The organism is Thiohalomonas denitrificans, assembly GCF_900102855.1.
In the GTDB taxonomy this organism is placed as follows: domain Bacteria; phylum Pseudomonadota; class Gammaproteobacteria; order Thiohalomonadales; family Thiohalomonadaceae; genus Thiohalomonas; species Thiohalomonas denitrificans.
This window is the reverse complement of the sequence record NZ_FMWD01000002.1, coordinates 454,176-472,089: the sequence shown is the minus strand read 5'-3', so window position 1 is coordinate 472,089 and position 17,914 is coordinate 454,176. Positions and strand designations below refer to the sequence as shown.

General features: G+C 58.8%; 17 protein-coding genes and 1 pseudogene. 6 read left to right on the top strand and 12 right to left on the bottom strand.

What is annotated here, in order from left to right; genetic code table 11:
- Both BLP65_RS04790 and BLP65_RS04785 read left to right on the top strand, forming a co-directional pair.
- A partial coding sequence (locus BLP65_RS04790; protein WP_175452439.1) for an IS30 family transposase occupies positions 1-310 on the top strand: 310 nt, incomplete at its 5' end.
- 152 nt (positions 311-462) lie between these two features.
- Positions 463-648 (top strand): annotated as a pseudogene (locus BLP65_RS04785) (transposase); the annotation flags it as partial.
- Positions 649-716: 68 nt separating this feature from the next.
- On the opposite strand, the gene BLP65_RS04780 reads toward BLP65_RS04785, so the two are convergent.
- A complete protein-coding gene (locus BLP65_RS04780) occupies positions 717-911 on the bottom strand; it encodes a hypothetical protein (protein ID WP_092993180.1) in 195 nt (64 codons plus the stop codon).
- Positions 912-1,550: 639 nt separating this feature from the next.
- Between BLP65_RS04780 and hemG the strand changes: the two genes are divergently transcribed.
- Positions 1,551-2,081 (top strand): menaquinone-dependent protoporphyrinogen IX dehydrogenase, encoded by a 531-nt coding sequence (hemG, locus tag BLP65_RS04775; protein ID WP_092993177.1) that lies wholly within the window; start codon positions 1,551-1,553, stop codon positions 2,079-2,081.
- A 275-nt stretch (positions 2,082-2,356) separates the two neighbouring features.
- Here hemG and BLP65_RS04770 read toward each other — a convergent pair whose 3' ends face one another.
- The 4 genes from BLP65_RS04770 to BLP65_RS04755 are packed head-to-tail and all read right to left on the bottom strand — an operon-like array spanning position 2,357 to position 5,269.
- Entirely contained in the window at positions 2,357-3,265 is a 909-nt protein-coding gene (locus BLP65_RS04770; protein WP_092993174.1) for an FAD:protein FMN transferase, read from the bottom strand.
- A gap of 49 nt (positions 3,266-3,314) precedes the next feature.
- On the bottom strand, positions 3,315-4,550 hold the full coding sequence (locus tag BLP65_RS04765; RefSeq protein ID WP_092993171.1) for a DUF3570 domain-containing protein: 1,236 nt from the start codon (positions 4,548-4,550) through the stop codon (positions 3,315-3,317).
- Positions 4,541-4,762 (bottom strand): DUF4266 domain-containing protein, encoded by a 222-nt coding sequence (locus BLP65_RS04760; protein ID WP_092993168.1) that lies wholly within the window; start codon positions 4,760-4,762, stop codon positions 4,541-4,543. Before BLP65_RS04760 ends, BLP65_RS04765 begins: the two co-directional genes overlap by 10 nt.
- A gap of 21 nt (positions 4,763-4,783) precedes the next feature.
- Complete coding sequence (locus tag BLP65_RS04755; RefSeq protein WP_092993165.1) at positions 4,784-5,269, bottom strand: TlpA family protein disulfide reductase; 486 nt, start codon at positions 5,267-5,269, stop codon at positions 4,784-4,786.
- Between the two features lie 282 nt (positions 5,270-5,551).
- Between BLP65_RS04755 and BLP65_RS04750 the strand changes: the two genes are divergently transcribed.
- The gene (locus tag BLP65_RS04750; RefSeq protein ID WP_217631900.1) at positions 5,552-5,872 is read left to right on the top strand and encodes a DUF6694 family lipoprotein; all 321 of its coding nucleotides are present in this window, start codon (positions 5,552-5,554) and stop codon (positions 5,870-5,872) included.
- A gap of 240 nt (positions 5,873-6,112) precedes the next feature.
- On the opposite strand, the gene BLP65_RS04745 is transcribed toward BLP65_RS04750, so the two are convergent.
- The 6 genes from BLP65_RS04745 to BLP65_RS04720 all read right to left on the bottom strand — a co-directional run bounded on the left by BLP65_RS04745 (position 6,113) and on the right by BLP65_RS04720 (position 14,739).
- Entirely contained in the window at positions 6,113-6,904 is a 792-nt protein-coding gene (locus tag BLP65_RS04745; RefSeq protein ID WP_092993162.1) for a type IV pili methyl-accepting chemotaxis transducer N-terminal domain-containing protein, read from the bottom strand.
- Positions 6,905-7,131: 227 nt separating this feature from the next.
- The gene (cyoE, locus tag BLP65_RS04740) at positions 7,132-8,028 is read right to left on the bottom strand and encodes a heme o synthase (RefSeq protein ID WP_092993159.1); all 897 of its coding nucleotides are present in this window, start codon (positions 8,026-8,028) and stop codon (positions 7,132-7,134) included.
- Between the two features lie 82 nt (positions 8,029-8,110).
- Positions 8,111-8,791 carry an SURF1 family protein gene (locus BLP65_RS04735; RefSeq protein WP_092993156.1) on the bottom strand — a complete coding sequence of 227 codons (681 nt, stop codon included), beginning with the start codon at positions 8,789-8,791 and terminating at the stop codon, positions 8,111-8,113.
- An 84-nt stretch (positions 8,792-8,875) separates the two neighbouring features.
- Complete coding sequence (locus BLP65_RS04730; protein ID WP_092993153.1) at positions 8,876-9,439, bottom strand: cytochrome c oxidase assembly protein; 564 nt, start codon at positions 9,437-9,439, stop codon at positions 8,876-8,878.
- Positions 9,440-9,478: 39 nt separating this feature from the next.
- Positions 9,479-9,766, bottom strand: coding sequence for a cytochrome c oxidase subunit II (locus BLP65_RS04725; protein WP_092993151.1), 288 nt, complete (start codon positions 9,764-9,766; stop codon positions 9,479-9,481).
- Positions 9,767-9,900: 134 nt separating this feature from the next.
- Entirely contained in the window at positions 9,901-14,739 is a 4,839-nt protein-coding gene (locus tag BLP65_RS04720) for an NAD-glutamate dehydrogenase (RefSeq protein ID WP_092993148.1), read from the bottom strand.
- A gap of 257 nt (positions 14,740-14,996) precedes the next feature.
- On the opposite strand from BLP65_RS04720, the gene BLP65_RS04715 reads away from it, so the two are divergent.
- A complete protein-coding gene (locus BLP65_RS04715) occupies positions 14,997-16,151 on the top strand; it encodes an isocitrate/isopropylmalate dehydrogenase family protein (RefSeq protein ID WP_092993145.1) in 1,155 nt (384 codons plus the stop codon).
- Positions 16,152-16,385: 234 nt separating this feature from the next.
- Entirely contained in the window at positions 16,386-17,663 is a 1,278-nt protein-coding gene (locus BLP65_RS04710; RefSeq protein WP_092993143.1) for an aspartate aminotransferase family protein, read from the top strand.
- Here the strand turns inward: BLP65_RS04710 and BLP65_RS16850 are convergent.
- Complete coding sequence (locus BLP65_RS16850) at positions 17,618-17,914, bottom strand: hypothetical protein (RefSeq protein WP_175452438.1); 297 nt, start codon at positions 17,912-17,914, stop codon at positions 17,618-17,620. The two genes, BLP65_RS04710 and BLP65_RS16850, sit on opposite strands and share 46 nt — an antisense overlap.

Below are 17,914 nucleotides of genomic sequence, written 5' to 3'. Positions count from 1 at the left end.
GATCGTTTCCGCCCTCGGCCCGTGGCTTGGTCAGGTCGAAACGCTGACGCTCGACAACGGTAGTGAGTTCGCCCACCACCCCGTGGTGACCGAACAGCTTGGCTGTGATGTCTACTTTGCACGGCCGTATCATAGTTGGGAGCGTGGAACGAACGAAAACACGAACGGGCTGATCAGGCAATATTTCCCGAAGGGAACCGATTTTTCCAAGATCAGCAAAGAGCAGATCCAGGAGGTCGAGAATAAGCTCAACCTGAGACCACGAAAGCGGCTCGGCTACAAAGCGCCCATCGAACTGATGGTCGCATAAGCGATGAAGGGGGGCGTTGCACTTATTGGTTGAATTCAGGTCCACCCGATTGCATGCCCCTGCGCGGCTCACGACGGGTGAGCTTGGTCGTTAGCGATCGGGCCGATGGCAGAGCGCGGTAGACTTACATCAAAATGCCCTTGGTGCAGTATAACTTTCGCAATGGCTGGCGCGGCCATTTATGGCACGAGCGCTTTCATTCGTTCGTGATGGACGAATCGTATCTGTTATCCACTGTTCGCTATGTCGAACTCAACCCCGTGGAGGCCAAGCTATGCAAACAGCCGGCCGATCGGCAGTGGTCAAGCGCCTTGCCGCACCTGTTGGGCAAAGGTGACTCTTCCACGGTGGTCAACATGCCACAGAACAAAGGGGCTGACGTCATCGCCCCCGCAGGCCCTGCCATTTAACTAGCTACCTGCACCTTTTCGGCTTCGGCCACCTCCCGCTTCAGGCGGGCAATCAGCTGGAGAAACAGGTTCTTGGCCGCTAAAGCATCGGCTGAGCCCTCGGCCTCGGCCTTTCGGATGAGCCCCTGAACGTACCGGATGTCCTGGCGCAGTTCATCAGGGGTAAGATTGTCGAGTTGCCGATAGTCCATGTCTACCAAACTCTCCTTTTTGGGTTTCTTCTCCTAACAAGCCGAATTATGCCGAAAACGGGCGTGGCACGTCTGTCAGGCTTTTCCGAGTTCGCTGTAGGTGTTTTCCTACAGCCTTGACCCAAAAAAGGGAACAGTGAACAGTGGGGTCGGACCACTGCAACACATTGAATATAAAGATTTTATAGATTGAAAATGAACCTATTTTTGGCTTAAAAGCCCCATTTCTGGTCTAAAATCGTATTTCTAACAAGATTAATGATGCACCACCGGCGGCAAAGGCGGGTTGTTCGGTCATTTTTTGGGGATACGGACAGCCATCATAAGAAGCAAAGAAAAATGCTGCTGCATTGCCATGACTGGCAATGCAGCAGCCGATGCAGTGGTAATGGGGTGGCCTCGATCGAGACGAGGGCTTGACTTGGTTTGGGAGTGGCATCTATTCCTTCATAGCAGTGAGGAGTTACTGACTCTCAGGAAGGCGAGGATGGCGATGGTTGGGATGGGTGCCCAGGTGATCGTCTACTCACAATCCGCTCAACTCGACGCCGGAAGTGATGCGGTGCTTCGCAGTGAGGTTCCAAGCGGCGCAGGTTAGCCACTCGATATGTGGAGAAAGAAAGAAGGAATGAGGGACGAATGTCCGAAATCTTGATTGCCTATTCAACAACAGACGGCCATACACGGGAAATTTCCGTTAGGCTGCGGCAGGTGATCAAGCAGCAAGGCCATCAGGTTACATTGATTTCTATTGATGATGAGCCGGATATCGACCTGGACAGGTTTGATAAAATAATCCTTGGGGCAAGTATCCGCTACGGGAAACACAGCAAGCAGGTTTACAAGTTTATAGAAAAAAATCGGAACGAGCTCGAAAGCAAGTCGAATGCTTTTTTTTCGGTAAATGTCGTCGCCCGTAAGCCGGACAAAAATAGACCAGAAACCAATCCATATTTACGGAAATTTCTGAAGCAAATTAAATGGAAACCGAAAGAAGTGACGGTTTTTGCCGGGAAGATTAATTATCCCAAATACCATTTTTGGGACCGGCAGATGATACGGCTAATAATGTGGATGACAAAAGGACCTACCGATCCCAAGGCAGTGGTTGAATTTACAGATTGGGAGCAGGTTGAGGCGTTTGGGCGTCTTATCGGGAAAATGGAATAAAGGAGACAGGGTCAAAGGAGATTGGGGGGCAGATCAAAAATCCACGTCGTTACCGCTGTCGGGTGTTCTGGGCTTCAGTGCGGTTATTCACCAGCGACTAGGTTTCTCCATTTCTTCTTTGAATCGGTCGTTTCCCCAGCGCCATTCCTTTTTGCGTCGCCTGCCTGACTTCGTTGGTGATTGCGGGTGCCATATGCACGGCAAGCAATCTCGAACACCTCACCAGAATTGTGATTCTCGGGAAAGTTGTTCATCTGAACGAACTGCGCTGCGGATTAGCACACGCACCAATACTGCACGCCTTCGGTGCGCAGGAAAGATTCTGCCTGGGCGCCCTGCAGCATGGCAAAGGTGGCGAGTAGGCCGGCCTCCGTGCAGGTCGCGGCGGCGACGGTGACAGAGTGCGGCGCATCCTCGATTGGCCAGCCGGTGGCGGGGTTGAGGATATGGCTGTAGCGAATGCCGTTCGCAAGGAGGTAGCGGCGGGAATCGCCGCTGGTGGCCAAGCCTCCATGCCGCAACTCGAACCGGTGGATGCTTTTGCTGCCTTCGGCCAACTGCGGGGAGGAGGCCGGGTTTTCGACACCAACAAACCAGCCGCAGCCGTTGCGCCGAGGAGTGTTCACGTAGAGGTCGCCACCGTAGTTCACCAGTATGCTGGCATCGCTCTGATCGGCGATCAGACGCGCCGTGCGGTCGACCGCGTATTCCTTACCGATCCCGCCGAGGTCGATCTCCATACCGGGCGGCACGGTGATCTCCGGCCGCCGCCAGGTAATCTTGTGCCAGCCGATGAGCGGCAGGATGTTCGCCACCTCGTCAGCGCTGGGGATGCGGTCACTGCCATCGAAACGCCACACCCTTCGTAGAACACCCGATGTAATATCGAACCGGCTTTCACTCAACTCGTAGCATTGATTCGCATAGTCGAGCAGGGCCGCAGTCTCTTCATCGACTACCACCGGCTGCCCATCCGAGTGGTTGATCCGCTGTATCACGCTGTCCTTCCGATAGCGACTGAATTTGTGCTCGATACGGGAGGCCTCGGCCTGTGCGATAGCGAGTAATCGCCGGGCCAGCCGTCGATCATCAACATCCATGAGGATTTCGCAAGGACTGGCCATGGCCTGGAAGCGGCCGAGCCAATGGTCCTTGGTGCGGGTGAGTGAAGGTGCTTCAGTCATAAGCTGGTGAAAGGAGAGGCGCGGCTGACGAGCCGCGCCTTTGTCTGAGTTAGAACAGGAAGGAATAATTTGCCTGTAGGAGCACCGCGTCGACATCCTCGAATTCGCCGTCGTCATCTGACTGGGTCATGTATTCAAGGCGCACGCTGTATTCCTGCTTGTCGCTCGATGCAACGCCATATTTCAGGCCGAATGTGTTCGTCGTCATGTTGCCAAGACGATAATCGGCACTCGCATAGGTCGGAATGTTCCCTTCATCCAGCTTGAAATGATAGAACTCGGCGGCGCTCTGCTTGTACCAGCGCACATGGGGCTGCAGGTAGTGCCCGCTGCCCAGCTCGTGCCGGTAACGCAGGTCCAGGGTATGGGAGTTGAGATCCCAGTCGTCCCAGTAATAGCGGTAGGAGACGTCAGCCACATCGTCGGACAAATGATGCAAGGTTCGCCAAAAGATGGTCTGCCGGCTACGTTCGTCGGGACGATTCTCGTAGAGGTAGCCGGTCACGTCCCCTGCGCCATCAGTGACACTGAGCAGCTTGTAGGGGTCACTAAGGTAGCCGTCATCAATACCGTAGGTGTAGTTGAACTGCATGAGGGTGCGTCGGTTCACGACCTGGGTGACACCCAGCAGAAGCTCGGACACGGTCTTGTCCTCGCTGGTGCTTTGCGTCTCCTTCACGTCGGGGAATGCCGGCATGGGGGTCAGCCCGACCGGTGCCCCACCCTCCGGTTCGATGGTGTCCTGGCTGAAGGAAGCCCCTGCCGAGAGAGTGGTGTTGCGGTTGTTGAAGTCGCGCGCCAGCGTCGCGGAAATTCCCGCGGACTGGTAATCATGCTCGGTGGAGAAGTTGGCCGAGAAGATACCCTTGAGGCGCTCGCTCAAGGGTTTCTCCCATTCGCCGCTCAGTGCGACGCGGGTATCCCGAAACGTCGGGTCAAGCGGTGTCTCGCCGGGCCCCGCGGTGTAGCTGGAATTGCCCGAAGGCGTGGTGAAAGTCTGCACCTCGTCCGTCGGAATCGCACCGTTTGGTGATGATCCGGTCAGGGTGTCGACCACCAGGCGTACTCCGACGTACTCGTCATCGCCCAAAGACTTACGCAAGCCAACCACCGGCTCAATAACGCTCACGCGATCACTGCCTTCCGAATAGAGCAGCACCGCCGAATCGACTTCCCACTTCTCCTCGGAGGCGGCATTCACCCCTTGTGAGGTCCCGGTCAGAAGCGAGCATGTCGCCAGCGCCAGGGCACCGCGAACCGATTTGGACTCTTTTTTCAGTTGCATCCGCAGCCTCCACCACCAACGGCCTGTCCACCGGACGATCCTTCCTTGCTGTAATAGATATGATCGTCCAGGTATTGATCAATCGGATACCCGTCGAGCTGCATCGCCCTTTTCGCCAGCAGATCCTTTTCCCAAGGCTGGACCGGTTCGAAGGCGCACCCGCCCTGAAGCAGGGCAAGAACGAGTACAGTGCCCGTTATGATTACGCGCATGGCTAATTTCCTCTAACCCACTCAATGTTCCAGAACATTCCGGATGCCCGCCTCCAGTTCGCGGCTGTCTTCATCCCGAAAACCGACGTGTGACAGGCGTATTTCACCGTCCCGATCGATCAAATAACTGCTGGGCATACCTTTTAACCCGAAACGTTCCGCTGTTTCCCCCTTTGGGTCATAGGCGACGGTAAACTGTGCCGGGTATTTGGCAAGAAACTGCTCGACCAGTTTGCGATCCTTGTCCAGATTGACGGCCACGACCACCAGCCCCTGTTCGCCATATCGCGTCTGCAACTCGTTCATGAAGGGAAACGACTTGCGGCACGGCGCGCACCAGGAAGCCCAGAAATCCAGGTAGACGACCTTGCCGCGCAGCTGCTCCAGGCGGAGCTCCCCTCCTTCTACCGACCAGACTGCGTCGGGTGCCGAGGCTGCGGGAGCGGCCGTGGCAAAGAAAAGCGAGAGGAAGACGAGCGAGGCAGACCGGAGAATCATGTCCTTCATTGTTGGCTCCGAATGTAAACGATCCACAATTCTGTTCCTTGCCGGGATTCCTTTAGCGAGGGTTCGGCGAACAAATCCTATCTCATTTATGGTTAGAATATCACTAAAATTATGGATCGTGTCTAAATCGAGGCTGATTTGTGACCGCTTTCCTCCAAAGGACAGGACCTCACGAGATCACTTCCCGAAGCCCGGAATTGGCTACGTGTCGTAATTTTCCACAGACTGGTGCGTGGGCGCGACTTGGATGTAGCTATTTCGCCAAGGCCAAAAGGAGAAGAAATGCGTAACAAATCAATGCTAATACCATTCATTGTGCTCCTCGTCTTGGGATGCAGTGAACCGAAGATAGACGCGAGCAGTGATCAGGCGATGGCAACCTCAATAGAGGAGGTGCGTCAATCATTGACGCCGGATCAACAGCTCCATTTCGATGACGCAGTACAAGTGCTGGCATTCAGTCAGCAAAGCCTGGAAGAGTTCCTGAAGGAGGGGGCTTCAAGCATCATCACGACCAGAGGACAAATGAAGGATGTGCTGAATGGCAAGACAGGGAGAGAAGTTATCGAAGAAGCTGAAAGGCTCAAAAGGGAACGGAAGTAAAAAGGTTCAGTAAACAAATCCAAGCGATAGGAACTCCCGGGGCTCAGGCTTCCATCATTGCCACGTGACGGAGTTGCGGTTCCGTATCACATCGCTATGCCTGTCAAAAAAAACGGATATGGGGAGAAGACGGACGAATAGAATGAGGGGAGCAGATAGGTTTGGCGACGGCTAATTCCTACCCTCTCCCATTAGTGTTGAGGTTACTCGGCCGGTAAGTGGCCGTAGCTGTTATTGACTTCAGCGGGCATCGAGCTGTGCATACATCCCCGTTACACGGTGCATCTGGTTGAGGATCTTTTCTGCGGAGCGGGTGACCAGAAGGGGAATGTGTTCGTCGTCTTTCAGTTGAAAACTCATCCGGAAGACGATCCACTGCCGTTCTACCTCGGCAAGTCCCTGCTGGATTTCCAGGGTGTTTTCGGGAGCGGATTTCAGATCGGCCATTGCACCCTCGAACTCATAACGTGCGCGCTGCAATTCCTCGCGAATCCCGGCATCCTGGATGCCGCTACTAATGAGCACGTAGAGTTTTGCAATACGCTGCGAAAGCATTCGCTGGCGTCCGGCAGTGTTGACGAGTTGCGCTTGCGGCATTCCGGACGTGTTTTGAAGCTTGATGACCACGTCGTGGGCAGCCGCCAGGAGTTTTCCATCGCTGTTTGACAGAAGTAACATCCCTTCCCGGTTCGCAGGGCCGGTTGCAATGGACTTGAATGGACCCCATAGACGGCGGACGTTCGACAGAGCTGTACGCACGTCATCATTGGGTGCATTCTGTTCAAGCCTTTTCAGTTGCTCCCCAAACCGTGTCACCGCCTCTTTCAGCTGTGAGCGTGCTTCGCTTTTGTCGACGTCGATCACCAGCTGCGAATAGGCCTTGACGATGCGCTGTGACAGCATGCGCTGTGCGCCCGCCTGATCGATCATTTCAGGAAGGGAGGGTGTTGCCGCCATGGCGGTGGTCGGGAGTACCAGTAGAATTGCCAGTGTAAAAAGGCTCGCCGATAGCAGCCCGTTGATTCTCTTCATTGGTTGTTCCTTCTTCTTTTCCGGAATTGAAAACGGCTCCCCCTCGATGCTCCGCCCACGTTAGATATGGGTAAATTGGATCAAAGTGTTTCCCTGGGAATAATTCCCCTGCAAAGCGAAGGATTTTCGACCTCCAGCATTTGGGAATCAAGTAGCTCCCCGGCGCTAACCCTAACGGGGTAGTGGCCGTAGCTGATTGAGCGCAACGGAGGGCGGCTTGGGTGCGCTTACAGTGCCCAGTGGTCGGCAAGTAGCAGTGCGAACAGACCGAACAGGTAGAGGATGGAGTAGCGAAAAGTGACCATCGCGTGTTCGTCACGCTCGCCGCGATAGAGACGCCAGGCGTGCCAGATGAAGCCCAGTCCCAGCGGGATCACTCCGAGCAGGTAGAGTATTCCGGCGCTGCGGGTGACGAAGGGCAGCAGGGCGACGGCCATCAGCATGATGCTGTAGAGCAGGACCTGGGTCTTCGTGAAGTGCAGGCCGTGGGTGACGGGAAGCATGGGGATTTTGGCGTGGCGATAGTCGTCGACGCGATGGATTGCCAGCGGCCAGAAATGCGGCGGCGTCCAGACAAAGATAATCAACGAAAGCAGCAGCGCATCCAGGGTGACCTCTCCCGTGACCGCTGCGGCACCCAGCAGCGGTGGGGATGCCCCGGCTGCACCACCCCAGACGATATTCTGCGGCGTGGAGCGCTTGAGAAAGGCGGTGTAGAGGACGGCATAGCCGATCATGGCGGTGAAGGTAAGTGCCGCAGTCAATACATTGACCAGGCCCGTCAGAATGGCCATTGCACTCACCGCAAGGATGAGAGCGAAACCCAGGGCGCCAGTGCTGCCGATCTGTCCCGAAGGCATTGGCCGGTGTCGTGTCCGCTCCATGATGGCGTCGATATGCGCATCCAGCAGGTGATTAATGACTGCACCGGCGCCGGCTGCCAGCCCGATGCCGAGCAGGCCGAACAGGATCCGGCTCCATGGCATGGCGGAGTCGTCGATGGCCAGGAACATTCCCACCAGGGCTGTGAAGAGCATCAAGCCGACAATGCGGGGTTTTGTCAGCGAAAGGTAGCGCCTCCAGGAAGCAGCGGGCGTTGCGCAGACGGCATCACTCAGCGGCATACCCGCTCCGCTCTTCTGCGATGGTTTGCACCTGCCCCGCAACCGGCCGTTCGCCGGCAGCTGGGGAAGCGCTTGTCGGACATCATGGCGTCTCTCTTTGGCGGTTTTTTCCCAGCACCGCGAGGAACAGCAACAGTAATACGGCAAACGCAAACCACTGCAGGGCGTAGCCGATATGCATGCCCCTCTTGTCGGCGCGGCCCAGCTCCGCTTTCAGCAGTTCTCCTGCCAGCCGCGAATCCTCCACCAGTACAAACGGCGCCACTGCAACGTTATGGCTCCTGGCATAGCGTTCCGGATCCAGATAGGGCCACCGATCACCAAAGGCCTTGTTCGAGTCGGTTAGCTGGAGTGTGGGAACGGCGGGGCGCACAAGCAGGCCTTCGATTTCGGCAGGTTGTCGAGCCCGGGTAACCGATGTTTCGGGACGGGCCACCCAGCCCCGGTTTACCAGCACACGCAGCTCACTGCCGGCGATGTGCAGTGGCACGATGTACTGCAAACCCTGCCGGCCATCCGGTCTGCGCCCTTCGACCCAAAAACGGTGTTTCATCTCGAACCGGCCTCTCGCGAGCGCTCGCCGATAGAACAGTTCGGCGCCCGCAGTCTCAACGCCCTTGATGAACACCGGCTCACGGTTCGCCTGTTCCCGTACCATTGCACTTCGCACCTCTGCCTCTTCTGCCCGGTGTAACTGCCAGAACCCCAACTGCAGACAAAGGGCGCTGAGGAGAACGACACCGATGCCGATGAGTGCCCGCATGGCCTGGCCTCTACACTCCTGTTTTGACTTCGGTTATCTGGGAGCCTACTCCGCCGTTATCTACTACATCCTCCAGGGATTTGTTCAACGGCTTATTTTCCGTACTAAAGAGGCGATACCGGTCGACGCTGCCGGAGCGTCGTCCTCTTCCATAAAGGTATAGGAGAGGGTCAGCGAATCGATATCTTCAGGCAGTTCCGGTGATATCCGAAAGGCCACCGGCATCTGCTTTGTCTCGCCCGGCAAGAGTGTCTGTCGGGTAAAGCAGAAACACTCGCTCTTGCTGAAATAGCGGGTCGCCTGCCAGGGTGCTACCGCCGGAATGGCCTGGCCTGAGATTGCCGTGGCGGTCCGGTTGCTGGCCCGGTACCCGACCCGATGGGTGGTGCCGATCGGCACTCGCACACTGTGCACGTCGGGCACGATCTCCCAGGGAAGATTGTCATTGACCGATGAATCGAACATGACGGTTACCATTCGGCCCTCGGGGATGGCTTTTCCTTCTGTCGCGGCACCCCCCGCGGCTGGCTGCACCTCGGCCAACCGGTTAAATAGAGGTGATGCCATGACCAGGCCGAAACCGACGACTGCGGCGATCATCCGTGACCGCTGCCACAGGTTGGTGCGTTTGTGCGTTCCATCGCGCATTGTTGCTCCCTGTCAGGCATTGCTCCGGCCCTGACGGTGTCACTCGGTAATGAGTGGGGCTCCCCTGTCGGGGATCACCCCGATCCGTTCCGGGGATGGTTGGCTTGCGCCAGCGATATAGAACTGGATTCCCAATACCAGTACCGGCACCCCTATCCAGCCCACGAATGCTGATTTGTGAAAGGTCTCTTTGCCTGAAACGGACTTGCTTTGGTGACGCCAGACGGAATAGCCGATCATCAGCGTGACGACTATCATGAGTGCCGTGGTGAAGCCCAGTGTGAGCAAATACAGGTCGTGGAATGGCCGGGTGACTTCCTGTCTCATCGTGTTATCCCTCGGCCACCTGCCAGGGACCCGAGCGGGTTCGGGCATTCCCTGTCCTCAGAATAGCTGTCGGATTCCTGACTGCCAGCGGAAGATCGGTTCGCTCCTTCTCCGGTTTTGAGTCAGGGTATCCCTTAAACGCGGAAAGCATTTTCGTGCTCCCGGGACAATTTTCTGAGCTCGTTGAGTGCCACGCTGAGCAAGGCAAAATCGGCCGTCGGTGCGGTGTGAAATTGCCCGAGCCTGTGGCGAAAATGCTCCAGCGGTTCGGTATTGGCCGCCATCCAGTTGGCAACGAGGGCGCTTGTGTCCGCTTCACCCGGGCTGGTCTCCAGGGCCTCTACGGTCAGCGTGCGGTGCAGACGGTACAGTTCATCACGGAGTGCCTCCCGCGCGAGGCGTGACCAATGGTCTTCCACCGGGAGTGCTCCGATGTGATCCCGCAGCCAGCGCATCCCCAGCATGGCTTCGAGTGCGAAATAGAGGCGTGCCACGCGTTCAATAGGAAGCTGCAGGTGCGCGGCGACATTGGCCACATCGAGTGCGGCGAGCAGCAGTGGGAGTGTGGCAAAGCGGGTGGCGTCTTGCGGTGACAAACCACGGTCGAGCAACTCGTTTCTGCGCTGATCGAGGTAGGTGTGATCAGCGGGATCGATCAACTCCGGCAGTGTGTCACGAAGGGTGTCCACGCTGTCCTGGTAGGTTTCGACAGCCGCCGTCACATCCAGTGGTTGCGCCCGGCTTCGCAACAGCCACAGCATTGCGCGTCGTGCCACCTTGCTGACTTCTTCGAGCAGGTAAAGCTGGTGACGGGCCTCCACCCGGTTGTCCATCGATGCAATGCGCTGCCACAGGTCGGGCAGGTCGAAAATCTTGCGGCAGGCCATGAAGGCCCGGGCGATATCCGGTGCATTGCTTCCCGACAACTCTTCGATCCGGAATACCGCCGTCAGTCCGAGCCGATTGATGAGGTTGTTGGCGACAAAGGTGGCGGTGATCTCCGGGCGTAACGGATGCCGGGCAATTTCCCTGCTGTAGCTCCCGATGATCGGTTCCGGAAAGTATTCGCTGAATTCCTCCGTCAAACCGGGATCGCTACTGATATCCGAGGCCAGTAAATCGTCGAACAGTGCAATCTTGCTGTAAGAGAGCAGCACGGCCAGTTCCGGTCGCACCAGGCCTTCACCCGACAGTTGTCGCGCCTCCAGTGCTTCATCATCGGGAAGATTCCAGGTGTCCCGGTCCAGGTCATTGCGTTTCTCGAGCCATCGCATGAACGCGCTGTGTTCCGGTAGGTGGGCGGCAGCGCGGTGTTCACTCATGGAGAGTGATTCGGCCTGCTGATAATTGTTGCACAGCACCGTGTTTGCCACCTCTTCGGTCATGTCCGAAAGCAAACGATTGCGTCGCGCCACCGGGAGTCCACCCTCGCTTACCGGGCCGCGAAGCAGAATCTTGATGTTGACCTCGTGGTCCGAACAGTCGACCCCGCCTGAGTTGTCGATAAAATCCGTGTTGAGGCGGCCACCCTGGCGGGCGTACTCGATGCGTGCGGCCTGGGTCAGGCCCAGGTTGCCTCCTTCGCCGATCACCCGGCAACGCAACGCTCCGGCATTGACCCTGATAGCGTCGTTGCTGCGGTCTCCGACCTCTTCATCACTTTCGTCAGAAGCCTTCACAAAGGTGCCGATTCCGCCATTCCAGAGCAGGTCGACCGGCGTCTTGAGAATGGCGCGAATCACGTCGTTGGGAGGCAGCGCCGCCTGTTCAATGCCCAGCAGGCGACGAACCTGTGGCGACAGGGGGACTGATTTGGCTGATCGGGAGAAAACCCCCCCGCCTTCGGAGATGGCCTGCGGGTCGTAGTCGGACCAGGAACCGGCCATACGGAAGAGCCGCTCCCTTTCGGTAAAGCTCACCTCCGGGTCCGGGTGGGGATCGAGAAAAATGGATTTGTGGCTAAACGCCGCAACCAGCCTGAGATGGCGGGACAGCAGCATTCCATTGCCGAACACGTCGCCATTCATGCCGCCGATTCCCACGACGGTGATGTCGTTCGACTGGCTGTTGATCCCCATTTCGCGGAAGTGGCGCTCGACCGAGACCCAGGCGCCGCGCGCGGTGATGCCCATCTTTTTGTGGTCGTACCCGGTGGATCCGCCCGAAGCAAAGGCATCTCCCAGCCAAAAGTCGTATTCGGCCGCGATGCTGTTGGCGAGGTCCGAAAACGCGGCAGTTCCCCTGTCCGCAGCAACCACGAGGTAGGGGTCGTCATCGTCATGCCTCACCACCTGAGGGGGCGGGATGACTCTTCCGCCGGCGAGGTTATCGGTAAGGTCCAGCAGACCGCGAATGAAGGTGCTGTAGCAGGCGGCGATCTCCTCCCTCATTGCCCCGGGGTCCTCCGGGGGCTGCTTGATCACAAACCCCCCTTTGGCACCAACCGGCACAATCACCGCATTCTTGACCATCTGCGCCTTCATGAGCCCGAAGATTTCGGTGCGAAAATCCTCGGGTCTGTCGGACCAGCGAATGCCCCCGCGCGCGACCTTTCCGCCCCGCAGGTGGACGGCCTCGACGCGCGGCGAATAGACAAAGATTTCGAAGCGCGGACGCGGCTCCGGAATATCCGGTACCTGCGTTGCGTCCAGTTTGAAGGCCACATGGTTTTGGCCAGCGTCGCCACGCTGGTAGTAGGTCGTCCGCAGGGTAAACTGGATCAGCTGATAGAACCGTCGCAGGATTCGATCTTCATCGAGGTTGGGAATGTCTTCGAGTGAGCGCTCTATGGCATCGGCCAGGCGCGCGGTACGTTCGGTCGAGGTCTGCTGGCCGGCGGGATCAAACCGCGCCCGGTACAGGTCCACCAACATGCGGGTGATCTGGGCCCGACTCACCAGCACCTGCTCCATATATCCCTGGCTGAACGGGAAGTCCGTCTGCAGCAGGTACTTGCAGTAGCTTCGCAGCATGACTGCCTGGCGCCAGGTACACTGGGCGTGCAAAACCAGGCGATTGAAACCGTCGTTTTCGACACGTCCGTCCCACACCCGCGCAAACGCCTCATGGAACCGGTGGCGGACCGAGTCGGGTTCCACTGGCTCGTTCTGATGAAACTCCATCCCCAGGTCGTGGATCCATATCGGCGGGCGATGGGAAGGATGGATCTCATGAGGGCGTTCGTCAGAGACACTCACGCCCATGTTCTCCAGCATGGGCAGAACGGTCGACAGTGAGATGGGGTGTCGCTGACGAAACAATTTGATCCGCAAGTGTCCGGAGGGAGCCTCCAGCGGGTGGTAGAGCTGGATCGCCAGCCTCTCACCCTCCAGCGCCTCCATCTCCAGAATGTCGTGCACGGCGACGGGCGCCGTATACTCCTCGCAATAGGAGGAGGGAAAGGCATTTCGGTAGCGGGTATAGAGCCGGTTGCCCTTTTCTTCACCCAGCTCCTGCAGGAGTGCCGTATGCAGTTCCTTGGACCAGGAGCGAGTCTCCTTGACAATCCGCTGTTCGATCTCGCGTACGTCGTAATCAGGTATGGTGCCGTCGACGTGTACGATTAAATGCAGCCGGGCGAGCTGCGACTCGGAAATCGACACATCGAAATCCATGTGAGTGGCGTCGAATGCCTCGCGCATCACCTCCTGTACCTGAAGACGAACGTCGGTATTGAAACCCTCTCTGGGTAGATAAACCAGGCACGACAGAAACCGATGATAAGGATCGCGGCGAATCAGTACGCGTACCTGCTGGCGCTCCTGCAGGTGCAGAATCCCGGTTGCAATATCGAACAGCTCTCCCGGGCTGCTCTGAAACAATTCATCGCGCGGCAGTGTCTCGACGATATTCAGCAGGGCTTTGGCAGAGTGGCTGCCGGGGCGCAGCTGCGAGCGCTGCATGACCTGCTGCACCTTCCTCCGCAGCAGCGGGATCTCGGTGGGGCGGCTAGTGTAGGCGCCCGAGGTATAGCGTCCGAGAAATCGCCTCTCGCCCGTGACATGGCCACTGGCATCGAACACCCGGACGCCGACATAGTCGAGATAGCCGGGCCGGTGGACCGTGGCCCGGGAGCTTCCCTTGGTGAGAATGAGCGCGGCAGGGCTGACGGCAAGCTCTCGCAGCTCACCCGTCAGCCGCTCAAAGCTCGTGGAGAGGACCGCCTGCCGCGGCTCCCTGACAATGCCAAGGCCTGAATTTGGTACCAGGCGCAGGTGCTTCTCACCATCCTGTTCCTCAAGGGTGTATTCCCGGTAGCCCAGAAAGGTGAAGCTGTCCTCGTTCAGCCAATGGAGAAAGGCGCGGGTCTCCTCGAGTTCCGAGGGTTCCACGGGTGGCGGCTGACGAGTCAACGCTGCGATACAGTCATGAAGTTGTTCGCGCATCAGTGGCCAGTCTTCCACGGCTGCGGCCACGTCATCGAGCACCCGGTTGATCCCTGCGTGGAGAGCGCCCAGCATTTCGGGATCGGTCTGCCGGTCGACCTCGAAATGCAGGAAGGCTTCCGCCTTGGAGCTGTCGGCCTCCTTGCCCTCTGGCAGTACTTCAATCAACGCGCCCTGGGCACTGCGGCGTACATTCATTACCGGATGAATGATCAGGTGAACCGTCAGTCCCTGGCGGTTGAGCTCCATCCGCACCGAATCCACCAGAAACGGCATATCGTCCTGAACGATTTCGACAATGGTATGGGTGGTGTGCCAGCCGTGCTCCTCGACCCGCGGGTTGTAGACCCGGATGAGGCGTTCACCCTGGCGACGGCGAGTGGCGAGATTCCAGTGGGCAAGTGCCGCACCGTAGAGGTCCGGAAGGGTGCGATCCAGCAGATCGTCGGGTCCCACGCGGCGGTAGTATTCGCGGGAGAACGCCTCGATCGGAATGGCCTGGGGGGCGGGGCACTTATCCCGTATTCGGGTGACGACCTGATCGACAAGGGAGTGTTTTTTCTCTTCCGTGGTGCGTGGCAGTCCCATTTTCCTTCCGTGGTTCCGTTGTATTTCCTTACCTTCACTGTAGGCCACGGAAGCCAAGCTTGGGTGGTGCCTGCCGGTAACAAACCTCGGCGTCAGGGTGTCGTCCCGCTCGTTTGCCTGCAGGTCGGCCTTCAGGCCGTCATCGAGTTGCGATGGGCTAAGGCCCGACCTACATCGCGGCGCAGTATTGGTCCATTAGCGGGGCTCCCTTCGGACCACTAGCCTTGAGAAGAGAGGACCAAACGACTGGAGGCCCGATGCACGCAAGGACCCGCTGGCGTATCGCTGTCGCACCCGGTGACGGCGTGGGACGCGAAGTGATGCCGGCAGCCGTCACGGCGCTGAAGTACTTGATGAGGGACAACGGCCCGCAGCTGGAATTAACCGAGCTGGAGTGGCCGGCAACCGCCTATCACCGCGACCACGGCCGGATGATGCCGGAGGAGTGGCGGACCCGGCTGGCCGAGTTCGATGCGTTGCTACTGGGGGCGCTGGGGGACCCGGGACCATCAAGCGATGCAGAGCGCTACCGTTTGCCGGATGCCGTTTCACTGGCGCCGATCCTCGCCATTCGCCAGGGTTTTGACCAGTGGGTCTGCGAACGCCCTGCAATCTCGCTGGAGGGGGCGCCCCGCTACCTGGCCGACAAGAGGGCCGGTGCCATCGACATGCTGGTGATTCGCGAAAACAGTGAGGGTGAATATATCGGCCAGGGCGGACGTACCGCTCGGGGGACCGGGCACGAAGTCGCGACCCAGGTGGAGGTATTTACCCGGTTCGCCACCGAACGCCTGTTTCGACACGCCTTCGAACGGGCCCGGCAGCGGAGCGAAGAGCGGGCTGCGGGGCGGCGCCCATTGCGCTTCGGTGTAAAGGAGCGGGCCGATGCCCAGGTGTGCCTGGTGACCAAGCGAAACGCACTCCGGCACTGGGGGGAGATGTATACGGAAATCTTTGCCGAGGTCGCCGCGGAGTATCCCGGGATCGAGACCCACCATGAGCTGGTGGATGCCGCCTGCATGAAGTTCGTGACTTCCCCCTGGCGATTTGATGTGGTGGTGGCCAGTAACCTGCAGGGCGATATCCTTACCGATTTGGCCGCGGTGCTGTGCGGCGGATTGGGAGTAGCCCCCTCCTGCAACCTCAATCCTTCCAATCGTGCCGCACTGCCGATGTTCGAACCCACCCACGGCAGCGCACCCGATATCGCCGGCAAGGACCTGGCCGATCCGCGCGCCATGCTGCTGACTACCGCGATGATGCTCGACTGGATGGGAGAGGAGGACGCCTCCGCCAGCAAGGCGGCAGGTCGGCTCCGCCGGGCCGTCGAGGCCGACTTGCGCGAGCACCAGAGGGAGAGCCGACCCGGCAGTGCGATCGCCGAGAGCATCCTGGGACGGATCGGCGGCTGACTGCCACGAAGGAAAGCTCCCGGTAGTCTGCTCAGCGCGCCTTGCATGGGCCCATTAGCGGGATCTGAGTGCCACACTCTTTCCCGCGCGGACCACCAGGAGCCTGTCCGATCGGGCTTGGCCGGAGTAGGTCAGTCTATTCTCGGACAGTCTCCTAGACTCTATAAATAGTTACCGGAGGGAGGCATAGCCGCATGCAGTGGCATTTGCCAGCAAACAAAAAGGAGCCGCACCATGGAGAAGCACCCCGAATCCGGCGCCGGACACCTGTCGCCGTTGCTGAAACAGTCATCGGACATTACGGCCGTACGCGGTGAAGGTGTCTGGCTTTACGATGATAGCGGCGAGCGTTATCTCGATTTCACCTCGGGCATTGGCGTTACCAGTACCGGCCATTGTCACCCCAAGGTGGTCGAGGCGGCACAAAGGCAGGTCGCCAATCTTATCCATGGGCAGTACGCCATTGTCCGTCACCAGCCCCTGGTGGAACTGGCGGGGCGTCTTGGGGAAAAGATGCCGGATCCCATCAGTGCCTTTTTCTTTGCCAGCGCCGGGACCGAGGCGATTGAAGCTGCCATGCGACTCTCCCGCCACGCTACCGGCCGGCCGAATTTCATCGCCTTCCAGGGCGGCTTTCACGGTCGCACCATGGGCTCTCTCAGCATGACGAGCTCGAGCGTCGGCCTGCGCGCCGGCCTGCAGCCGATGATGGGCGGCGTTGTCTATGCGCCGTTCCCGGATACCGATCGCTACGGCTGGGAAGAGGACGCCGCTGCCGATTTCTGTCTTCGTGAACTCGACCACGTGCTGGCCACGGTGAGCACCCCCCGGGAGACCGCCGCCATGTTTATTGAGCCAATCCAGGGCGAAGCCGGTTATATTCCCGCCAGCGCCCGTTTCATGCAGGGCCTGCGCGAGCGCTGTGACCAGCATGGAATCCTTCTGGTGATGGACGAAGTCCAGGCAGGATTCGGCCGGACCGGCAAGTTCTGGGGCCATCAGCACTTTGGTGTCGAGCCGGATGTGGTCGTCACCGCCAAGGGTCTGGCCAGCGGTTTTCCACTCTCCGCCTTCGGCACCTCCCCATCGCTCATGGAGCAAGGGTGGCCCGGGTCCCAGGGTGGGACTTACGGCGGCAATGCCGTTGCCTGTGCGGCAGCACTCGCCACCATGGATGTCATGGAGGAAGAGGGCCTGGTGGAAAACGCCGCCGAGCAGGGCACTCATTTGCTGGCGCGGCTCGAACAGCTTCGGAACCAATACCCCGAGATCGGCGTTGTCCGTGGACGCGGCCTGATGCTGGGCACCGGGATTGTCGATGGTGACGGCAAACCCGACGGTGAGCGGGCGGCCCGAATCGTCAAGGAAGCGGAGCGGCGCAACCTGCTACTGATCCGCTGCGGTGCCTATGGCGGCCAGGTTATACGCTGGCTGCCGCCGCTGATTGTGCAGCATTCGCAGATCGATCAGGCGATCGATACCTTCGAGCAGGCACTGTCGGCAGCCCGATAGTGTACTGTTGCATGCTTGTCGGTGCGTTCAGCGAGTCGCTGGCCGGCCAGATGCAAGGCGCGTTTCGCAGGGAATGGCGCGCCCTTTCCAAGAAACGCAACGCCGCAGATGGCCGGCCAGCGGCTCGCCCGAAGGGAGCCCCCCAAAAACGCCATGACGGCGTTGCAGCGCTTGACAAGGGAATAACCATTGCCTGCGCGCTGCGCCTTGTCCTGACGTTTTTGGGGGGCTCTGAAAGTATCGCCAAGCAT

Coding starts and splice junctions, on each gene's coding strand:
- BLP65_RS04780 (WP_092993180.1), bottom strand. CDS start 911: ATGGACTATCGGCAACTCGACAATCTTACCCCTGATGAACTGCGCCAG.
- hemG (WP_092993177.1), top strand. CDS start 1,551: ATGTCCGAAATCTTGATTGCCTATTCAACAACAGACGGCCATACACGG.
- BLP65_RS04770 (WP_092993174.1), bottom strand. CDS start 3,265: ATGACTGAAGCACCTTCACTCACCCGCACCAAGGACCATTGGCTCGGC.
- BLP65_RS04765 (WP_092993171.1), bottom strand. CDS start 4,550: ATGCAACTGAAAAAAGAGTCCAAATCGGTTCGCGGTGCCCTGGCGCTG.
- BLP65_RS04760 (WP_092993168.1), bottom strand. CDS start 4,762: ATGCGCGTAATCATAACGGGCACTGTACTCGTTCTTGCCCTGCTTCAG.
- BLP65_RS04755 (WP_092993165.1), bottom strand. CDS start 5,269: ATGAAGGACATGATTCTCCGGTCTGCCTCGCTCGTCTTCCTCTCGCTT.
- BLP65_RS04750 (WP_217631900.1), top strand. CDS start 5,552: ATGCGTAACAAATCAATGCTAATACCATTCATTGTGCTCCTCGTCTTG.
- BLP65_RS04745 (WP_092993162.1), bottom strand. CDS start 6,904: ATGAAGAGAATCAACGGGCTGCTATCGGCGAGCCTTTTTACACTGGCA.
- cyoE (WP_092993159.1), bottom strand. CDS start 8,028: ATGCCGCTGAGTGATGCCGTCTGCGCAACGCCCGCTGCTTCCTGGAGG.
- BLP65_RS04735 (WP_092993156.1), bottom strand. CDS start 8,791: ATGCGGGCACTCATCGGCATCGGTGTCGTTCTCCTCAGCGCCCTTTGT.
- BLP65_RS04730 (WP_092993153.1), bottom strand. CDS start 9,439: ATGCGCGATGGAACGCACAAACGCACCAACCTGTGGCAGCGGTCACGG.
- BLP65_RS04725 (WP_092993151.1), bottom strand. CDS start 9,766: ATGAGACAGGAAGTCACCCGGCCATTCCACGACCTGTATTTGCTCACA.
- BLP65_RS04720 (WP_092993148.1), bottom strand. CDS start 14,739: ATGGGACTGCCACGCACCACGGAAGAGAAAAAACACTCCCTTGTCGAT.
- BLP65_RS04715 (WP_092993145.1), top strand. CDS start 14,997: ATGCACGCAAGGACCCGCTGGCGTATCGCTGTCGCACCCGGTGACGGC.
- BLP65_RS04710 (WP_092993143.1), top strand. CDS start 16,386: ATGGAGAAGCACCCCGAATCCGGCGCCGGACACCTGTCGCCGTTGCTG.
- BLP65_RS16850 (WP_175452438.1), bottom strand. CDS start 17,914: ATGCTTGGCGATACTTTCAGAGCCCCCCAAAAACGTCAGGACAAGGCG.